Genomic DNA, 14,489 nt, shown 5'->3' with positions numbered 1-14,489 from the left:
TTATTCAATGGTTATGTAATGTACGGCCCGCGTCAACCGGCCATATATATCCAGCCCTTCTACCACAATACGGTATGCGCCCGGCGTCTCGGCGGTATAAAACTCAAACGATGCTGCGCCTACCTCATCGGTAACCATATTAGGTGCCCAATGGATGGTGGTACGTAAATCTTTCATCCCCGCCAATGAGTCTACCGGGGCACTGTAGTCGGGCACATAAAATTCGCGTATGGCATAATATCCCTGCGGGCTATGGGTCACAACGCCAGGGGTATAACTATCCCGGCCGAAGCTACCGCCGTCACCCCGCTTGGTGGTGATGATGATTACCCCGCCACTGCCCATACTTCCATACACAGCCGTATTGGTAATGCCCCGCAATACCTCGATGGTTTCGATATCAAACACATTGATCATCGCCAGCGCGTCGGCCTCCATGTACATACCGTCCAATACAACCTGCATGGGCTGATTGGGTGACCGTGTCGAATATGGCACGTTATTCCGGAAAATCACGCCGTGTAGTCTGGCCTGCAAGCATATAATCAGCGAGGTGCACCCCATAGCCATCTCTTCGGCGGTAATCACCTGGTCGGCATTGCCAGGGCCATTCAGGTTGCTCGAGTGCTCCACCTTCTTCCTGCCGGTCCGCCGGGTAACATCCACCTCCTCCAGCAGGATGGTTTTTTCCTTCAGCCCGTATCGTTCCATCTCATCAAATTGTGCTTTTGTATTCTTGAGATAGGTTTGGATAGATTGGTTTACGTTTACTGTGGCATCGGGTGTATTTTTATTACGCGTAACTTGTTGTTGGGGCACTTTATCCAGTATGATATCGACATGTTTCCGTCCCTTTTCATCTCGTGCCTGCACAACGAATTCGGTGTCATCGTAAAATAAAAGTCGGTCAAAACTGAAACGGCCCTCCGCGTCGGTCAGGGTATCCAACACAGCCAGGGCATTGCCTGTAGACAATACGGTTACCGTGGCGTTGGGCACCGGTACTTTTCCATTTCGCTTGGTTACCACGCCACTGATGCGCAGGTCCTGTTCGGGACGATAGGTTATAACCGGACTCCTGTCGCCCTGCAAGTCTTGCCAGTTGATGCGGCTCCAGCCCTGGGTGAGCATGAGGTCGTCCAGGTGGCGTAGCCGAACCATGTCCTTCCCTTCGAAGTAATAAGCCGGGGCCTCGACATAGCCTTTGATATCCGAACTGAGCAATAGGCTTGCGTATATATTTCCTTCCCGGGTCCCGCTATCAATAGGCACTTTGCCCATATCCACCACCGCGGCGGAGAGTGTCGCAACGCGGTTGGTATCCGCCGCATTCCCAGCCGTAAGCTGCACGGTAACCTTCGCCTTTTTCCCATATGTTTTCCGATCTGTCTCTGCCACCAACGGCAACAGTGAAGCATCATTGTAATTAAAAATGGTCCGTTCGGCCACCGGTATTTGGTCGGCAGTAAACAAGGCAACTTGAACTACCCCTATGGGCACATTTTCGCGTGGAATCGAAAAAACGGCGTCGTTCTTTGTCTGCTTGCTCTTTGATGCATAGAAAACGGTGCCATTCTGCTGAAGCAATAGTGAGATCTCCTGTCCGTTGACCAAATCATCCGATGCGAAGGCCTGCACAAAGATCTGCTTATCTTGTTGGTTGTTCACTGCCAATGCATAACCGGAAGTTCCCACCGCTGGAAAATCTACTTCGGCCTCGCTGGCATCATCATAGGTAACTTTTGCCGTATAGGTGGCGCCGGCTTGCGGTATGAAGCTGAAACTCCCCATACCGGCGTGGGCCGACTCAAATTCGGCTACCCGGGTACCTGCTCCATCCTGGAGGTAACCCGATACCGCCACCCCTATCCCTTCGGGTGCCAGCGCCTTAAACGCGACTTTGGTGAGGTTGCCCGCGAGAAGGTGGCCACTTTCCGGAAAAAACTGGATGCTATTGGTGTTCGAGGTGGTCTTCAACGGTATCCGTTTATTGACGGTCCGCTTATCAGCCATAGTCAGGGCAAGTAGTATTTCACCCGATTGGAGATTGAAGGGCTGCTTATTGACAAAGTCAAAAGCGATACGCCCTTCGTCATCGGTGGTCGCCCGTCCGCGGTCAATATTCCGCCCCTCCATAACCACCTCATAGCTGGCGTCCATATCGGCAAAGGGCCCGCCATCCAAATCGGTGAATGCGATTTCAGCATGGACACGGTGTTCCGGGGAGTTTTCATACGAAAAGGTGCTATGGGCAACGATATTATCGGTACGGGCATTGCCGATGGGCAACGTCCGGTCGTAGAAGGCATCCGGTTCAAAATTGCGCATCCAATTGGTATACGCGCGAATCCGATAGTTGCCTTCATCCAGAGAATCTGCCAGTTGAAAATCGCCCATGGTTACCCCGGCAATGAGCGGCAGCCGGATGGATTGTACCGTGCGATCTTCAGGGCCAATAAGGTCGACATATAGGATTTTGCTCAGGCCCGAAAGTTGGTTATAGGCACCGAGGGTGACGTATCCTTTAAACCAGATATCGTCGCCCACGGTATAATAGGGCTTATCCAAGTGTAAGTATACTTTTTCCTGAGGGTATTGGTTTGCATGGCTTTCCAGCTTGGTTAATACTTTTTCAATTACGCGGGTATCCTGCGCAAGGGCTATAGGTACGGCAAGGCAACAGGCCATCCATACGGAAACAAAACGGTGTAAACTCATTATTTCATAACTTGATATATCGATAGTTTATTTTGGCATGGCCGCAATACGGTAAATATAGGTAAAAAAAATATCTTTGCAAGATGAATATCCTTATTGTTGGCGCAGGCGGCCGGGAAAGTGCATTTGCTTGGAAGATCGCCCAAAGCCCCCAAATCACCCAATTGTACATTGCCCCGGGTAATGCCGGCACGAGCAGCTACGGCCAAAACGTTTCCCTCAAGGTGACCGATTTCGACGGAATTGCGGATTTCGTGCTCGAACATGCCGTTGACATGGTGGTTGTAGGCCCCGAAGAACCCTTGGTAAAAGGTATCCACGATTATTTCCTCGATCGGGCCGACCTACGGCATGTTCCGGTTATTGGCCCGCAACAACAAGGGGCCCAGTTGGAAGGAAGCAAGGATTTTTCCAAACGTTTCATGGTACGGCACGGCATACCCACCGCGGCGTCGCGGTCGTTCACCCGCGATACATTGCCGGAGGGCCTCGCCTACCTCGAGACGCAAAAGCTACCCATCGTACTGAAGGCCGACGGGCTGGCAGCAGGAAAGGGCGTCCTCATCTGCGCTACGTTGGAAGAGGCCCGGACGGAGCTGACGGCCATGCTTGCCGATGCCAAATTCGGTGCGGCCAGTAGTACCGTGGTTATCGAGGAGTTCCTTTCGGGTATCGAACTGTCCGTTTTCGTGCTCACAGATGGCGATACGTACAAAGTATTGCCCCCTGCTAAAGACTATAAACGCATCGGCGAGGGCGACACCGGCCTCAACACCGGTGGCATGGGCTCGGTGTCGCCTGTCCCTTTTGCTGATAATGAATTTCTCGATAAAGTGGAGGAACGCGTCATCGTCCCTACCATCGAAGGATTGAAAAAAGACGGCATTCCGTACAAAGGATTTATTTTCATCGGCCTAATGAACGTAGACGGCGACCCGTACGTGATCGAATACAATGTGCGTATGGGCGACCCCGAAACGGAAAGCGTATTGCCACGCCTCGAAAGTGATTTGGTAGACCTCCTGCAAGGGGTAGCCGAAGGAAATCTGGCGGACCGCTCGTTTACCCTCTCGTCTAAAACCGCTGCCACTGTTGTATTGGTATCGGGTGGATATCCCGGCCCCTACGAATCCGGCACCCCCATCAGCAATATCGAAAGCGTAAAGGAATCCCTCGTTTTCCACGCGGGAACCAAAGCGGAAAATGGTGTAATTAAAACTGCCGGGGGACGTGTAATCGCGGTCACCGCATTGGAAGACACGTTATTTGATGCGTTGCAGCAGGCCACCGCCGATGCGGGGCGTATCTACTTCGAAGGTAAAAATTTCCGCCGGGATATCGGGTTTGATCTGTTGTAGATCGGGACTTCGTCAACCGGCCGCTATCCCCTTAGCGAAGCGCGCCAATCCTTCTTCAAGCAACGACCGGGGGCATGCAATATTCATGCGCAGGAAACCCTCGCCCGCATCGCCATATAGCGTACCCGGGTTGAGCCACACCTTCTCCTGGCGAACCAGTTTTGCTGCAAAATCTGCCGACGAGGTAAGGATGGCCCGGCAGTCTAGCCAAACCAAATAGGTGGCTTCCAATGGCACAACGTTGATTTGGGGCAGGTGTTTTGAGCAAAAATCGGTTACGTAATCAAAATTACCCTTCAGGTACACTATGAGTGATTCGAGCCAATCCTCGCCATGTTCGTAGGCTGCAATCAGTGCTTCGATGGCAAATGGGCTCAACAGCTCCATTTCTTGCGCCATTAGCACCTGTTCAATCCGCTTCATGAGGTCGGGATTCTCGGAAAAAAGGTACCCAACCTGCAACCCGGCAAGGTTGAATGTTTTGCTGGGCGAGCAAACCGTTACCGACCGGAGTCCTTTCGTATTCGCCAGCGAGGCGAATGGGATATGCGTATGCCCATGATAAACCAAATCGGAGTGGATTTCATCCGATAGGACCACTACGCCGTGTCGGGCACATATTTCTCCGATTTGGAGAAGCTCCTTGGCAGTCCATACTCGGCCTGCCGGATTGTGGGGGTTGCATAGCATCAGGAGCTTTACGCTAGGGTCTGCCGCCTTCTCTTCCAAATCCGCAAAATCGATATGGAAGGCCCCTTCTTTAAATAGCAACTTGTTTTCGATCACCTGCCGGTCGGTATGGGCAATGGCGACATAAAAATGGTTATAAACCGGTGGTTGCACCAGCACTTTATCGCCGGGGGCCGTAAGCGCCCGAACGATCGCAGACAAGGCCGGTATCACCCCCGTAACCGGCCGGATCCATTCCTTCTGCAACGCATAGCCGTGCCGTTTTTGCCACCATCCGATAATGGCATCAAAAAAGCGGTCGGGGGTTAGGGTATAGCCGAAGACGCCATGGGCCACCCGCTTCTGCAGAGCCGCCTGGATAGCCGGGGCGGCTTTGAAATCCATGTCGGCAATCCACATGGGAAGCACATCCGATGCGGCAGCGTCCCATTTGATGCTATCGGTCCCTGTACGGTCTATGTATTCGTCAAAATGATTGTCCATGGTTTTGTGTTATCCGCGACCGCTAATATAAGATTAACCCGGAAATCAACAAACCACCGGTTATCCGTAACTATTGCCATAATGTAAATTTCTTACTAGTTTTATGACGTGGCTTTCTAACAGATGAAACCTTTAGAGTTATGCGTAAAAAAATAGTGTTTGCCTGCTTTGCAATGGTTGTCTTTGCCTACACGACTCCTGGATTTTCACAATCTATTGACCTATTCAATGGCGCGGATTTGACCGGCTGGCACGTCGACGTACCGGACATGGATAACAGGGCAGATGTGGCTAGCCCATTCCTTGTGCGGGATGGGCTATTGGTAAGCATGGGTAATCCGAATGGTCATCTCATCACCGACCGCTCCTATTCGAACTACCGGTTGGAGGTCGAGTATCGTTTCGCCGGGCAACCGGGTAACTGTGGTGTATTGGTGCACGCGTCTACACCCCGCATCCTCTACGAAATGTTCCCCCAGTCTATCGAAGTACAGATGATGCATGAAAATGCAGGTGATTTCTGGTGCATCCGTGAGGATATCCGTGTGCCTGATATGGAAGCCCGGCGGGGGCCGGAGGCCGATTGGGGTACGTCCGAAGGAAAAGCGCGTCGCATCAAAAACCTTACCGACAGTTCGGAAGTCCCGCTCGGCGATTGGAACAACATGACGATTGAAGTGTTGGATCGCCGCATACGCGTATGGGTGAACGGCGATTTGGTAAACGATGGTTTTGAGTGCACCGCAAGTGAAGGCCGAATCGCCCTGCAAGCGGAAGGGGCCGAGGTCGAATTCCGTACCGTATTGTTAACCCCTATCAATCGGCTCTCGCCCTGAAACCATGTCCACAAGATCCTTTGCATCTAGAACTTTCTTCAAAGTTCGTTGTTATAGACCTAACTAAACAACAACTATGAACAAATTATTCAGGGCACTGATTGCGGGATGGGGTGCGAAGAAACTGGGTTTCGGTTGCTTCGGCACCATTATCGTCTTTATTATCCTTTACTATCTGTTGGGCTATGTCTTTGGTTAAACGTGTCGTTAATGTGGGTGGATATCCGGTTTTTTCGGTAAGGTAAACAGACATCTACGCAAATATGACAACGCCCCTACATTAAATATACGGGGCGCTGCACCTGACTATTGTGAAACCAGCTAGTTGGTACGCAGGTATACATTCTTATAAGTGGATTTGAGGATGAGGTCGATACCGCCACCATTGATGGTACCTTTGATATTCTCTCCTATTCCGTCGCGGAACATCGTTGCGATGGATACGCCAGTTCCCGATGACGGTGGCGATACAATCACCATATCGGGCATGGAATCCAACGCAGCTGCCAGCTCTTCATCCACGTCGGTACGGAGGCTATCTACTTCCGCCACGCTAACAACGTGGCGTTTCTCCATCGCCTGGGGCGTAATGGCCACATTGAAGTCGCCGGCAGCATAAAGTTTGCCGTAGCTTGTGCTCATGGTCAGGTTGGTCTTGGTCGATGCCGGCATGGCTACATCCACATGTCCGTATACCGAGATAATGGATATGGGGCCTTTGATATCATGGGCAAAAGTGACCTCGATATTTTTGTACACGTTCTTGATGTTCATGGGGCCGCTGTTGTTTTCCAAAACGATATCATTATAAGACGACGAGACCTCGATTTCGCCCTTCATGTTCTTAATCAACAAGGTATCGGCAAAGACGGATTTATTATTATTGAAAACGATGTCGACGGTTTTGGGCACCCTGACATACAAGACATCGCCGCGACTGTTGTTTCCTACCGGATTTACTTCAATATCGTTTCCTTTTTTGGTCACGCTAATGCCGAGGCCGGTATTATCGATGAAACCCGAGCTGCTCAGGGCTTGCAGCCCTTTAGCCCGTTCGTCTTCCTCTTCGGGAACGCCTTGGTTGCTGAAAACGATCTCGTTTCCGGTGTAGCCTTCAATACGGGCTCCGTTGAGGTTGAGGTAAAGTTTGCCCGAAGGTTTGTCGATTCGATATTCCTTCTGGGCCCATGCCGGCAAGCAAAGGGCCAAGAGGAGTGCCATGATGATTGTCTGCTTTTTCATTGTATTCGTTTTTATGTTTTATGTATGCTTAAAGTTTCTCCTGATATAACAGCACGGCGTAGGCTTCGTCTTTCACCGCCTCGAAGGTATACGGGCTGCGTGCTACCGCAAACAACGCTTCTTCAATTCCGACGTGATCGATCTGCGCCGCAATCCGTACGATACCCAGTTGCACCAACGGGTCGTCTTGGTGGGTGAGCGCGGTGGCCAACAAGTCGGCCACCTGCGGGTCTTCGAGGTGGCTGCTGAGCACATCGAGGGCCGCCAGGCGTACGTTCGTATTCCCGTCGCGATTCATGGTTTCCGAAAGCATCGCTACGAGCTGCTCATCCATTCGCCCCGCCTGCTCGATTTCCAGGATGGCGGCCAGCCGTGTGCTTGCCGAGCTGCTGTCGGCCAGCCGGACGGCGAGTGGTGCCTGTGCCGGCTCACGTCGGCTCGTTGTGTTACGCGGTTCTTTCTGCCTTAGTTCTGCCACGGGAGGCTCAGGAGACTCGGCCGGCATCCCTACTTGCGCTGTAACGGGAGGCTCCGCGGTAATCGGTGCTTGCTCAACCGGCTGATGCACGATCTGGGGTGCGTCGGGGCGCTGCGTCCAACCGCTATCAAAAAACAGGTATGCGCAGACCAGCCCGATCAACAGCGACGCGGCAACCAGCCAGGTTGCACGACGGTACCGCCCGGAAACCGGATGCTGCGGGATAGGGGTCGACACGGTTGGCTCCGGTTTAAGCTGTGCTTGCAACCGCTGCAGCACACCCTCGGGCGGCTCTTCCCGGTCAAAGGCTGCGCGGTGCTCTTGTACGAATTTCTTTAGCGGGTCATTCATGATCATGTCCTATCTTTCAGTGACTGTATTACTTTTTTCTTGGCGCGGTGGTACTGTGTACGCACCGTACTGTGTGAAATACCCAGCATCCCGGCGATTTCTTCTTGTGGGATATCTTCAAAGAGATACAGATTCAATACGGTTTTGTACCCTTGCGGCAGTTGTTCGATGGCCAGCTTCACATCCTCCACCCGGCAATCAAACAATTGGTCTGCCTCCATATCGTACCTTTCTTCGTCGGCGACATCTAGCTCGCCGTTATCGGAAAAAACGATTTTTCTTTTCCGTAGATGGGTAATCGAGCGGTTCAAGGCGATCCGATGGACCCAAGAGCCGAAACTGGTGGCGTTCTGCAGTCGGTGGATATCGGAAAACGCATGATAGAACGATTCCTGCAAGATATCTTCCGCTTCGGCCGTATGTGACACGATACGGCAGATGGAGTTATAGACGGGCCGGGCATACCGATTGTATAGCGCCGTAAAACCGGTATCGTGCCCTTGATGGCAGAGGGCAACTAATTCGATTTCATCCTTTTTATCCGTAGGCTGCAAGTGATCTTCCTTATGTGATTCATTGTTAAGTCGCGGATTGCCCACAAATGTTGCACGACAAATTCCCATTAAGGTAAAAATAATTGCGGGTTTATGTTTATTTTTATCTCCTGTAATCGGTAAGTAGATCCGCACACCATGAAATTCCCTTCCCTTGCCAGCCTTTCAAGGAACGCAGTTGCTGTTTTCAAACGCTTCCCTACACTGTTTATCGTTGTGGCTTCCGCCACGGTATTGGCTTGTTTCCTGATGGGTGAGCCGCCAATCGGCGCCGGGTTGGAGCATAAGCTTTGGCGATTATTGGCTACCTGTGATCTGCTGCTTACCCTAGGCCTTGCCGCCGATCTTTTTGCGGAGTCGCGGACGTACACGGGCCTGCGTAAATGGGGCCTCCGCGTAGCGGTTTTCATCTTGTGCGGCCTGCTGTACGCTGTGCTCAACCCCGTCCTGTACCAAACCGATGTGGTGCGGTTGGGCCTATTTATCTTTGCCTTCCACCACCTGGTGGCCTTCGCCCCCTTCATCAAGCGTGGCAGCAACAGCGACTTCTGGCATTTCAACAAGGTGTTATTCCTGCGTTTCCTCACTGCCGTGCTCTACTCGGTATCGTTATATGCCGGGCTCGCGGTAGCCATATTCGGTATCGAAGAACTTTTTAACCTCGACTTGCCATCAGAAATCTACGGCCAACTTTTCGTCTTGGTAGCTGTTGGCTTCAATACGTTGTTTTTCCTAGCGGGCATACCCACGGTATTTGAAACCACGCCGACAGCGGAACCATACCCAAAAGGGCTCAAGATATTTACGCAGTACGTGCTCATACCGCTGATGACCATTTATCTGGCCATTTTGCTGGTATACGAGATCAAGATATTGGTGGAGTGGGAAATGCCAAAGGGTATCGTTGCTACCCTCATATTGGGTTACGCGGTGTTCGGTATGCTTTCGTTATTGCTGGTATGGCCCATAAGAAATGACGAGGGGAGCCGTTGGGTAAGGCTTTTTTCAAAGTCGTTTTACCTCACGATGCTGCCGCTTATCGTATTGTTGGCGCTGGCGGTTTACCAGCGTGTGTCTCATTACGGATTTACGGAAGAGCGCCACATCCTCATGGCGTTGACCATTTGGCTGACCGCCATCACTGCCTATTTCCTTTCTTCTCGAAAAGACGACATCCGGCTGATCCCGGTTAGCCTCGCCGCTTTGGCCTTACTAAGCACGTTTGGGCCCCAGAGCGCCACCAACATCTCACTCCATTCGCAACAGCGTAGGCTGGCACAGCTGCTCAACGCGCCTGTTGAAGGCACGGACGAGCGCCAAAGTGTCGTTACCTACCTGTTGGAAGCACATGGCCTGCAATCGATGCAGGCGTTTACCGAAACGGATCTGGATAGCCTGGGTCGGGAAATTACGGCGACGAACGCTGAATTGCCCCCATACCGCATCACGTGGCTGAAACGCGACACCATCTTCGCTCTTTTGGGTGTGCCGCCAAGTGCCATGGCCGATGGGCGGTACCTCACGATTCACCGAGCGGGTGAGCGAATCATACCGGTACAGGGATATGACTATGTTTATCGGGTTGATTCCTATGGGTCTGACTCCACGATGGTAGCCATTGGAAAAAACAACGTGCGTATTTCCGTGAAACGCGACAGCACGTTTGCTGTTAAGGTAGAAATGGAAAACGACACGGCCATCGTGTTCGATTTGGTGCCTTTGGTTGACGAAATCTACCAAGCCCATAAAGGAGGGAACCTTACGCCGCATGAAAATGACGGAACCGGGTTTTTATATCCTGCTGAAAAAATGGAAATCCAACGGGAAAACACCCATTTTGTGATCACCTTGCTGCTGGACCAAGTGAATGGCGACTTCCTTGCACCGCACGAGGAGTCGAGCCGCGGCATCTACTTCACCGGTTACGTACTGTTTGGCGAAAAGTAATTCAGCGGCGCTACCCGTTGCCTACCTCCAAAAGTTTGGCTATCTTCGCACCATAGTGCTGGCGTTTCGCTGTGGCTTGGTATCCCGGCGTATTCCCAGTATCCGCGATTCAAGGATATACACATTTGAAGACAACGATAGCCAAAGTCATATCCACCGTAGGTCACCCTTTTTTGACCGTTCCGTTATTTGCTATTTTCCTAATTTTCAGTATTGAATCGACTCAACGCGCCACTTATCTCTCGCTATTGATTGTCGGCGGTATCTTTTTGCCCGTTGGGCTGAAGACCATATGGGGAGTAAAGAAAGGAACGTATACCAACCTGGATGTATCCGATCAAGCACAACGTCAAAAATGGTTCATTGCCACCACTTTCCTCCTATTGATCGTTACCATCATCGTCTGGGTTAGCAATCAAGAGTGGACACTCCGGCTCGCACTGTCCTGTGCGTTGGTGCTGCTGGTGATCGCACAACTGGTTAACGTGCGGATAAAGGCGTCCATGCATTTAGCCTTCCACGCATTCTTAGGGTTTATCATCCTCTCGTTCAACTGGCTGGCTGGCGGGTGTGTTCTACTGTTTGCGCTACCGCTGGCCTGGTCACGGATACACTTGGGCCGCCACATATGGCAGGAGGTGGTAGTTGGGATGGTGTTAGGCACGCTGTTGGGCATTGCCTTTTGGGTGTTGCATTAAACCAGCCGCACCACTTCCGTGTCTGGCGTAAGGGCTAGTCCACGGGTATGGGTTAGCAGGTTAATTCCAGGCGTCTTGCCCCTTTCCAATGACCCAGCCCAATCAGCAATACCGAGGAAACGTGCGCCATTGATGGTAGCCCATTGGATGGTTTCGGTAAGGGGGAACCTCGGAAAATGCTGGTGGATGGTCTTCAACTCTGTTAACACGCATAGGCGGTCGTTGGACGCCAGGCTATCTGTGCCCACCGTGATGGGGTGCCCATATTGAACAAAATGCTGAACCCCCGGCAGCCGCCCCTCGATGTACAGGTTCGCATTGGGGCAGAAACACCAAGTGACATTTCTTCCTTGCCGTTCAATGAAAAAAATATCCTTTGCCGCTGTAAAGGTGTTGTGGACCAGCAAGACCGGGGTATCGGCCGACAAGTACGGCATAACCGTGTGCAACGAATTGCGTGCCTGTGCTTTGAAACTGGTAATATCCTTGCCCAAGTCGTTGTAAAAGTCCAAAAATGGCCCCTCTTTATATCGGAACAGCCTGTTTTCGGCTTCACTTTCCTGGTTATGTATACTCAAGGGCATTCCCCGCTTACGGGCTTCATCGTCTATCCGTTTAAATAGCTCTTTGGATACCGAATACGGGGCATGTGCTGTAATGGATGTGGCTGACTTATCAAACTGACTAGCGACAGCGGAGGCGTCAGCCAGTTTATTAGCGGCCGTTTCCGGCTCGAAACCAATCACTTCTACAAAAGTGTGATAATACAGCCTACTGCTTTTTTTTACCTTCGCAGAAACGCCGGTATTCGCATGATCGCCCACCGCGACGACACCGTTGTCATAGAGCTGTTTGTCGGCCGCCTTCATTGCACGTACAATCTCGGCCTCACCAACAGCCCGCTGTGCCATCACCTGTTGCAGAAACGGCACCAGCCCGGTGCGTTTCGGTATGATCCCTTTCATATGTGAAAGTTCGAGGTGGCAATGTGTATTCACGAAGCCCGGTGTGATGATACCCACGTGATGGCGGATGGGCTTTCCGGATACGACGTCGCTGTTTGATGGATAAACCCCATGAATGGTACCGTCGTCTGCGACTTCGACAATGCCGTCCTTGATGGCTCGTCCGGCAACCGGTAGCACATATGTCGCTGAGAGAAAGGTATTCATAGTTTCATGGTTTAATCGTTGGTTGGTGGTTAAATATCGCTCGTGTCATTCAGGCTAGGCTTAATTTGACGAATACGCTTATGCAAATATGTGTTTTTTTTCGTGTTCAACCAAACAACTGAAAAAAATACCTGCAAAAAAAGCCGTACCTTTGCACCGTGAGCGCGGTCAAATCGAAAATCGATATACGCAGCCTAACGCTGGAGCAGCTACAACACCATATGGTGTCGATGGGTGAAAAAGCGTTTCGTGCAAAACAGATCTACTCGTGGCTTTGGCAGCGATCGTGTGTGGATTTCGACGGGATGAGCAACCTGAGCAAGTCGCTGCGCGACATGCTGCAAGAGGCCTTCGCCATTAATGCCGTAACGGTTCGGAACGAGCAACGCAGTAACGACCGCACCGTTAAAAGCAGCTTCGCGCTGCATGACAACAACATCATCGAAGGCGTACTCATCCCGGCGCCCGACCGCATGACAGCCTGTGTGAGTTCCCAAGTGGGCTGTAGCCTCACCTGCAAGTTTTGCGCCACGGGCTACATGGACCGTAAGCGCAACCTTAACGCCGATGAAATATATGATCAAGTGGTGCTCATCAGCAGGCAAGCGCAGGATTATTATGGGCAGCCCCTTACCAACATCGTTTATATGGGCATGGGCGAACCACTGCTCAACTACAGCAATGTGTTAAAGTCCATCGAACGCATCACGGCACCCGATGGACTAAACATGGCGGCAAAACGCATTACCGTCTCAACGGCCGGAATCGCCAAGATGATCAAAAAATTGGGCGACGACCACGTGCGTTTCAATTTGGCCTTGTCATTGCATGCTGCCAACGATGCCAAACGCAACGAAATCATGCCCATCAACGAGCAAAATTCGCTGCATGCCCTCGCAGAGGCATTAAAATATTACTACGCCAAAACCAAAAATCCGGTTACGTATGAATACATCGTTTTCAATGGCGTAAATGACGACCTTACCGATGCGCAGGAGCTAGCCGCATTCTGCAAACACCTGCCATGCAAAGTAAACATCATCGAATACAACCCCATTGTCTTTGCGGATTTCGAGAATGCTGCGGCAGACAAAATCGACCGGTTCGCGGATTACCTCCGCCAGCGGGGCATAACCACCAATGTTCGTCGCAGCCGGGGCAAAGACATTGATGCTGCATGCGGTCAATTGGCCATTAAAGAAACCACCGCCCCGACAGTCTGATTGCTTATGGGCATCACACGATACTTCAGCGATTTCACCGCCCTCTTTTTCGCACAGACCTGTGCTGGGTGCGATGCGCCCTTGGTAAACGGCGAAAAGCACATTTGTACGACCTGCTGGTATCGCCTGCCCGATACCCGTGCCCATGAAGACGAACAGAACAGCAGTGCCCGGCAACTTTGGGGTAGGGTTTGTATCGAATCGGTTGCGTCTTATTGGTATTTCCGCGAGGCCTCTCGTGTGAAACGGATCATCCATCACCTCAAATACCGCAATCGCCCTGAGATCGGCACCGTCATCGGACAGCGGTACGGCGCCGTATTGGTAGACACCGCTCCCTTCAATCAAGCCGATATCATCGTCCCGGTACCGTTGCATCCGAAAAAACTCCGTGCACGAGGGTACAACCAAAGCACGTTTTTCGCAAACGGGCTTGCCCACTCCATGCATTTACCGGTGGCCGAACATGGCATCGTACGGCGCCGTGCCACGGAAAGCCAAACCCGTAGGAACCGATACGAACGGTATGAAAATATGCTGGAAACGTTTGTAGCAAACGATGTCGGTGCGATTGCGGACCGACACGTATTATTGGTTGATGATGTGTTGACGACCGGTGCCACGCTCGAAGCTTGCGCCAGTAGCCTGCTGGAAAACGGGGCGGCCAAGGTGAGCGCGGTTACCATTGCCAAAGCCTTGTGAAGGGAGTGTGGATTGCGTCGTTGGCGCTACCGAGTGG

Annotated in this window: 13 protein-coding genes; 7 read left to right on the top strand and 6 right to left on the bottom strand. The window is 51.8% G+C overall.

Annotated elements, in window-relative coordinates:
• Positions 1–2,718 (bottom strand): TonB-dependent receptor plug domain-containing protein, encoded by a 2,718-nt coding sequence (locus U9S71_RS10095; RefSeq protein ID WP_326327208.1) that lies wholly within the window; start codon positions 2,716–2,718, stop codon positions 1–3.
• A gap of 83 nt (positions 2,719–2,801) precedes the next feature.
• Here U9S71_RS10095 and purD point away from each other — a divergent pair, with 83 nt between their 5' ends.
• Entirely contained in the window at positions 2,802–4,076 is a 1,275-nt protein-coding gene (purD, locus tag U9S71_RS10090) for a phosphoribosylamine--glycine ligase (RefSeq protein WP_326327206.1), read from the top strand.
• A gap of 12 nt (positions 4,077–4,088) precedes the next feature.
• On the opposite strand, the gene U9S71_RS10085 is transcribed toward purD, so the two are convergent.
• A complete protein-coding gene (locus U9S71_RS10085; RefSeq protein WP_326327204.1) occupies positions 4,089–5,249 on the bottom strand; it encodes a MalY/PatB family protein in 1,161 nt (386 codons plus the stop codon).
• A 140-nt stretch (positions 5,250–5,389) separates the two neighbouring features.
• Between U9S71_RS10085 and U9S71_RS10080 the strand changes: the two genes are divergently transcribed.
• Entirely contained in the window at positions 5,390–6,085 is a 696-nt protein-coding gene (locus U9S71_RS10080; RefSeq protein ID WP_326327203.1) for a 3-keto-disaccharide hydrolase, read from the top strand.
• Between the two features lie 76 nt (positions 6,086–6,161).
• Positions 6,162–6,284 carry a hypothetical protein gene (locus tag U9S71_RS10075; RefSeq protein ID WP_326327202.1) on the top strand — a complete coding sequence of 41 codons (123 nt, stop codon included), beginning with the start codon at positions 6,162–6,164 and terminating at the stop codon, positions 6,282–6,284.
• Between the two features lie 122 nt (positions 6,285–6,406).
• Here the strand turns inward: U9S71_RS10075 and U9S71_RS10070 are convergent, their stop codons facing one another.
• From U9S71_RS10070 to U9S71_RS10060, 3 genes are read right to left on the bottom strand one after another with little or no spacing between them, the layout of a single operon-like run.
• Positions 6,407–7,327 carry a DUF4097 family beta strand repeat-containing protein gene (locus tag U9S71_RS10070; RefSeq protein ID WP_326327200.1) on the bottom strand — a complete coding sequence of 307 codons (921 nt, stop codon included), beginning with the start codon at positions 7,325–7,327 and terminating at the stop codon, positions 6,407–6,409.
• A 28-nt stretch (positions 7,328–7,355) separates the two neighbouring features.
• Positions 7,356–8,156 carry a HEAT repeat domain-containing protein gene (locus U9S71_RS10065; protein ID WP_326327199.1) on the bottom strand — a complete coding sequence of 267 codons (801 nt, stop codon included), beginning with the start codon at positions 8,154–8,156 and terminating at the stop codon, positions 7,356–7,358.
• Between the two features lie 2 nt (positions 8,157–8,158).
• Positions 8,159–8,779: an RNA polymerase sigma factor gene (locus U9S71_RS10060; protein WP_326327197.1), complete on the bottom strand. Its 621-nt coding sequence runs from the start codon at positions 8,777–8,779 to the stop codon at positions 8,159–8,161.
• Positions 8,780–8,848: 69 nt separating this feature from the next.
• Between U9S71_RS10060 and U9S71_RS10055 the strand changes: the two genes are divergently transcribed.
• Both U9S71_RS10055 and U9S71_RS10050 read left to right on the top strand, forming a co-directional pair.
• Positions 8,849–10,657 (top strand): DUF4153 domain-containing protein, encoded by a 1,809-nt coding sequence (locus U9S71_RS10055; RefSeq protein WP_326327196.1) that lies wholly within the window; start codon positions 8,849–8,851, stop codon positions 10,655–10,657.
• Positions 10,658–10,782: 125 nt separating this feature from the next.
• A complete protein-coding gene (locus tag U9S71_RS10050; RefSeq protein WP_326327195.1) occupies positions 10,783–11,355 on the top strand; it encodes a phosphatase PAP2 family protein in 573 nt (190 codons plus the stop codon).
• On the opposite strand, the gene U9S71_RS10045 is transcribed toward U9S71_RS10050, so the two are convergent.
• Positions 11,352–12,527: an amidohydrolase family protein gene (locus U9S71_RS10045; protein WP_326327193.1), complete on the bottom strand. Its 1,176-nt coding sequence runs from the start codon at positions 12,525–12,527 to the stop codon at positions 11,352–11,354. The genes U9S71_RS10050 and U9S71_RS10045 overlap by 4 nt on opposite strands.
• A gap of 158 nt (positions 12,528–12,685) precedes the next feature.
• Between U9S71_RS10045 and rlmN the strand changes: the two genes are divergently transcribed.
• Both rlmN and U9S71_RS10035 read left to right on the top strand, forming a co-directional pair.
• Positions 12,686–13,750 carry a dual-specificity RNA methyltransferase RlmN gene (rlmN, locus tag U9S71_RS10040; protein ID WP_326327191.1) on the top strand — a complete coding sequence of 355 codons (1,065 nt, stop codon included), beginning with the start codon at positions 12,686–12,688 and terminating at the stop codon, positions 13,748–13,750.
• 6 nt (positions 13,751–13,756) lie between these two features.
• The gene (locus tag U9S71_RS10035) at positions 13,757–14,452 is read left to right on the top strand and encodes a ComF family protein (protein WP_326327189.1); all 696 of its coding nucleotides are present in this window, start codon (positions 13,757–13,759) and stop codon (positions 14,450–14,452) included.
• The last annotated feature ends 37 nt before the right edge of the window (positions 14,453–14,489 follow it).

Origin of the sequence: Parapedobacter flavus, assembly GCF_035818675.1 — a bacterium.
GTDB lineage: Bacteria > Bacteroidota > Bacteroidia > Sphingobacteriales > Sphingobacteriaceae > Parapedobacter > Parapedobacter flavus.
The sequence above is the reverse complement of the archived record's forward strand: the minus strand, read 5'-3'. Positions and strand labels throughout refer to the sequence as shown.